This window comes from Mesorhizobium sp. IMUNJ 23033 (assembly GCF_044778005.1).
Taxonomy (GTDB): domain Bacteria; phylum Pseudomonadota; class Alphaproteobacteria; order Rhizobiales; family Rhizobiaceae; genus Mesorhizobium; species Mesorhizobium amorphae_A.
The window spans coordinates 1-3855 of the sequence record NZ_JBJACT010000072.1 but is presented as its reverse complement, the minus strand read 5'-3'; the positions used below and the strand labels follow the sequence as shown (position 1 = coordinate 3855).

Here is a 3855-nt window from a genome sequence, read left to right as displayed (position 1 = left end):
ACGTGTCGAGGTCGTCGTGCAGGCATTTAGTATGATCCCGCCGATGGTCTCAGGCACAGCTCGTATAGCGACCATGCCCTTCCGGCTGGTCAAGCATTTCGAGAAAACGTTCCCCCTGCAGATCGTCGACCTTCCGCTGCCACTTCCCGCATTTACCGAGGCCGTCCAATGGCCGGCCCTTCACAACAGTGATCCGGCAAGCATCTGGATGCGGGAGATAATGTTGCAGGAGGCGTCCCGCATGGCTACTCCAAGCAAGACCCCGGGACGTCGCACGCATCAAGACTGAGGTCGAGAGATCGGCTGCTCGGCAGGTGTTGCGAGCAGTCGGACCGGCTGAAGCTGCACGGGGCGAGAAGTGGAGTTCAGAACGACGGTTGATCAGACTCTCATCCGTGGGTTTGGTACCGCCTTCCATGTCTTCAACTCAGGGTCCTTGGTCTAGGAGCGGGAGTTGTGCGTCAAGTTCAGCAAAATGGCGTGGCATTGACGTCGGCGCGCGTTCGCCGCGCAGCCTCCTCATTCACCGTCGAGCCGTGAAGAGTGGCAGAACAGCTCCACGGTGATCGCCTTCGCTTCGCATTGCACTCGCCAGCAACGCCGATACCAACGCTTTGTTCGAGCGCTGCTAGCGCTCGAACAGCTCCGTCGAGAACCGTCTGGAAGGCACCCGCGATCTCAACATGGAGCATTTGCGCGAACCAAGAAGGAGATGCTGCGACAGGCGGCCTGAGCCGCCTCGTTCCTCACAGGCTCAGCCTGAGCGTCGTGCTCGCGCCGTCAAGGCCGCGTGTCGCACCACCATCGGCGCTGGCCTACGGCCAGCCTTGACCGCGCTGTGCGCCGCTCGCCGCAATGCCGTGAGGTCGGGACGAAGGGATGGTCGCCGCCGTCGAACAAAGGGATACCCGCTCCCACCATGACGCTTTTGCAGAAACGCCCGCAACTCAACTTCAGAGCGGTATCGCTCTTTTCTCGTCGCAGTTTTTAGCTGAACCCTTCTAACACTATCGGAGAGGGCGTCGCGCGGACTGACTCGGCCACATAACCACCGACAAGAGTTCCCCACCGTGGCTCCGCCCTCGGCGCTGGGTCGCATGTTGGCCCGAGACCGGTGGCTTCTTGGCGCAGCTACAGCGTCCTAGGGCCCGGCACCTGGGCCCTCCCGACATAGTCGCGCAAAGCTTTAGACCCTCGAGCCAAACCCCCAGGGCCTCGCTTACCTTTTACGGGGCGGCGGTACGTCCACGCCGCTCAACAGCTAAGAATTTCGCAAGTCGATATCCCGCGGATCGAGCTTCCGCTGTCACTTCCCGCATTCGCCGAGGCGGCCAATGACCCGCCCTTCACATTAGTTATCCGGCAAGCAAGGAGGCATCTCTCATGGCTTCTACACCTGCCTGAACGCCAGAACCGCGTTCGTGCCGCCAAAGGCGAAGGAGTTGCTCAGTGCCACGCGCACCTTGCGCTCGCGTGGCACATTGGGAGTGACGTCGAGATCGCAATCGGGATCCAGCTCACGATAATTCGCAGTCGGCGGCACGACGCCCTCGCGGATCGCCATCACGCAGGCGATCAACTCCAGCGCGCCGGACGCGCCGAGGCAATGCGCGTGCATGGACTTGGTAGAAGAGAGGGACATTGAATAGGCGTGCTGACCGAAGACGCGCTTGATCGCCGCCGTCTCGATCTGGTCGTTGGCCTTGGTGCCGGTGCCATGCGCGTTGAGATAGTCGACGTCTTCCGGATTGAGCCCGGCGTCCGCCAGACAGAAACGCATCGCCGCTTCCGGTCCTTCAATGGTCGGCGCGACGATGTCGGAGGCATCGGCGGAAAGGCCGATGCCGGCGATCTCGGCAAGGATCGTGGCACCACGCCCGGCGGCGTGCTCATAGCTTTCCAGCACAGCCATGCCCGAACCCTCGGCGAGCACCAGTCCCTGTCTGTCGGCGGAGAAGGGCCGGCAAGTATCGGGCGAAAGCACGCGGATCGATTCCCATGCCTTCAGCACGCCCCATATGAGCGGCGCTTCGCTGCCGCCGGCAAGCATCAAGTCGGCTCGGCCGAGCCTGATCTGGTCCACCGCGGAGGCAATCGCATGGTTGGACGATGCGCAGGCCGAGGTGACGCCAAACACCGGCCCGCGCAGGCCGAGATTCATGCTGACCTGGCTGGCGGCGGCGCCCGGCATCGTCTTGGGTACAGTCAAAAGGGCAGCACGCTTACCGCCGAGAAGCATGCCGCGGTAGGTTTGCTCGATCGTATCCCAGCCGCAGCCGCCAACGCCCACCGTCGCACCGAAGCGATAGGGATTTCCTTCATCGCAGGAAAGTCCGGCCTGACGCATGGCTTCGCGCGCCGCAAGCACGGCGAGCAGGCTGAAGCGGTCCATGGAGGCGAGCTGCTTGCCGTCGATGTCATGCTCCGGCAGCGCCTTGATCTCGGCACCGATCCTGACCCTCAATTCATGGAGCTCGGAGTTGACGATTGGGCCGATGGCGGAGCGGCCTTCGCGCATCTCTCTCCAAATGGCGGCGGCGTCGGTCCCAAGCCCGCAAAGCCCGCCGATCCCAGTAATCACGACGCGCCTGTCCATTCACGCCCCCTTGGCGAGCAAGCCGCGCACGGCTTCCACCATGTCGCCGACATTCTGGAGATCCGACCAGGCCTCGGACGTATTCATCTCGATCTTGATGCCGTAGGCCTGCTCGAGGTCCCAGAGAACGTCCGCCAATCCCAGTGAATCGATACCGAGCGAAGTCAGTCCCGTGGCAGCCGTTATCTCGCCCGAGGCAGGCGCTATGTTGCCGCCCTCCGACGCGGCGCGCTTCTTGATCATTGCGATTATTTCGTTGGTCAGTTGATCAGCCATCTTGTTCCTTTCCAGCTTGCGTTTTCGACCTGGCTCAATGCCTGAGCCGCGCCGTGTTGCGAAAATTGCCCCTCACCAGCTTGTGCGGCTCACCAAGACCAACTGCTTAGGGGGACCGGATGAGCCGGATGAGTTGGGGCTGGTCTGCGGCGTAGGCACGATGACGAGGAACGCTGCGGCACCCGATGTTGCGCCAGCACATCGAGCATCTCCGGTGTGCAAAGTTGATTGGGACCGTGTCCGATCTAGCCAATCATGATGAAGCGGCGCAGCATGCCAATGTGGGCGCTATGCCGTGCGCGTCGATTGTGCGGTATTCCGGCCTCGCACCGCCCCAGATGTGGCCGCCTTCGAACGGCTTCGCGTCAAAGGCGCCAGTCCGTCCGTAGGTCTTTCGGAAGAAATCGGAGAGTTCGACATGGCCAGTTGCAACTCATTCTCCAGCACAACCTCCACCTCCACCGCGCGTCGGAGCGCATGGAAAGATTTCTCCTTTCGGGCTCTTTTTAACGCACTCGTCACGCGATAGAGGCAGTGGGTGATCGGTGCGCGTCAGATGCTGTTGTCAATGTAGGATTCAGGAAGATTGATAAAATCGTTTGTTTCGATGAAACGCATTCACGCTATGGATAGCTAAGACATGCGTTTCAAAGGGCTCGATCTGAACCTTCTCGTCGTGCTCGACGCGCTGCTGAGCGAGCGCGGCCTCACGGCGGCGGCACGCCGCATCAACCTAAGTCAGCCGGCCATGAGTGCGGCCGTCGCCCGGCTGCGTGACTTTTTCCACGATGAACTATTTTCGATGAGCGGCCGCGAACGCATTCTGACACCGCGTGCGGAAGCACTCGCCCCCGCAGTTCGCGACGCTCTCCTGCACATCCAGTGCTTGATTATTTCTTGGGATCCGTTTAACCCGGCTCAATCCGACCGCCGCTTCAGGATCATTGTTTCCGATTTCGTCACACTCGTGTTTTTTGAAAAGG

General features: G+C 61.3%; 3 protein-coding genes and 3 pseudogenes. 2 read left to right on the top strand and 4 right to left on the bottom strand.

Annotated features, from left to right (window positions below):
- A pseudogene (locus tag ACFX5Q_RS34590) lies at window positions 1-289 on the top strand (LysR family transcriptional regulator); the annotation flags it as partial.
- Window positions 290-1390: 1101 nt separating this feature from the next.
- On the opposite strand, the gene ACFX5Q_RS34585 reads toward ACFX5Q_RS34590, so the two are convergent.
- The 4 genes and pseudogenes from ACFX5Q_RS34585 to ACFX5Q_RS34570 form a co-directional block, all read right to left on the bottom strand.
- The gene (locus tag ACFX5Q_RS34585) at window positions 1391-2596 is read right to left on the bottom strand and encodes a beta-ketoacyl-[acyl-carrier-protein] synthase family protein (protein ID WP_404285036.1); all 1206 of its coding nucleotides are present in this window, start codon (window positions 2594-2596) and stop codon (window positions 1391-1393) included.
- A complete protein-coding gene (locus ACFX5Q_RS34580; RefSeq protein WP_404285035.1) occupies window positions 2597-2872 on the bottom strand; it encodes an acyl carrier protein in 276 nt (91 codons plus the stop codon).
- A gap of 124 nt (window positions 2873-2996) precedes the next feature.
- Window positions 2997-3108: pseudogene (locus ACFX5Q_RS34575) on the bottom strand (chitooligosaccharide deacetylase NodB); the annotation flags it as partial.
- A 12-nt stretch (window positions 3109-3120) separates the two neighbouring features.
- Window positions 3121-3351 (bottom strand): annotated as a pseudogene (locus ACFX5Q_RS34570) (acyltransferase); the annotation flags it as partial.
- A 161-nt stretch (window positions 3352-3512) separates the two neighbouring features.
- On the opposite strand from ACFX5Q_RS34570, the gene ACFX5Q_RS34565 reads away from it, so the two are divergent.
- A partial coding sequence (locus tag ACFX5Q_RS34565; protein WP_404285034.1) for a LysR family transcriptional regulator occupies window positions 3513-3855 on the top strand: 343 nt, incomplete at its 3' end.

Excerpts from the sequence above, each read along its gene's own strand:
- ACFX5Q_RS34585 (WP_404285036.1), bottom strand. The coding sequence starts at position 2,596 with ATGGACAGGCGCGTCGTGATTACTGGGATCGGCGGGCTTTGCGGGCTT.
- ACFX5Q_RS34580 (WP_404285035.1), bottom strand. The coding sequence starts at position 2,872 with ATGGCTGATCAACTGACCAACGAAATAATCGCAATGATCAAGAAGCGC.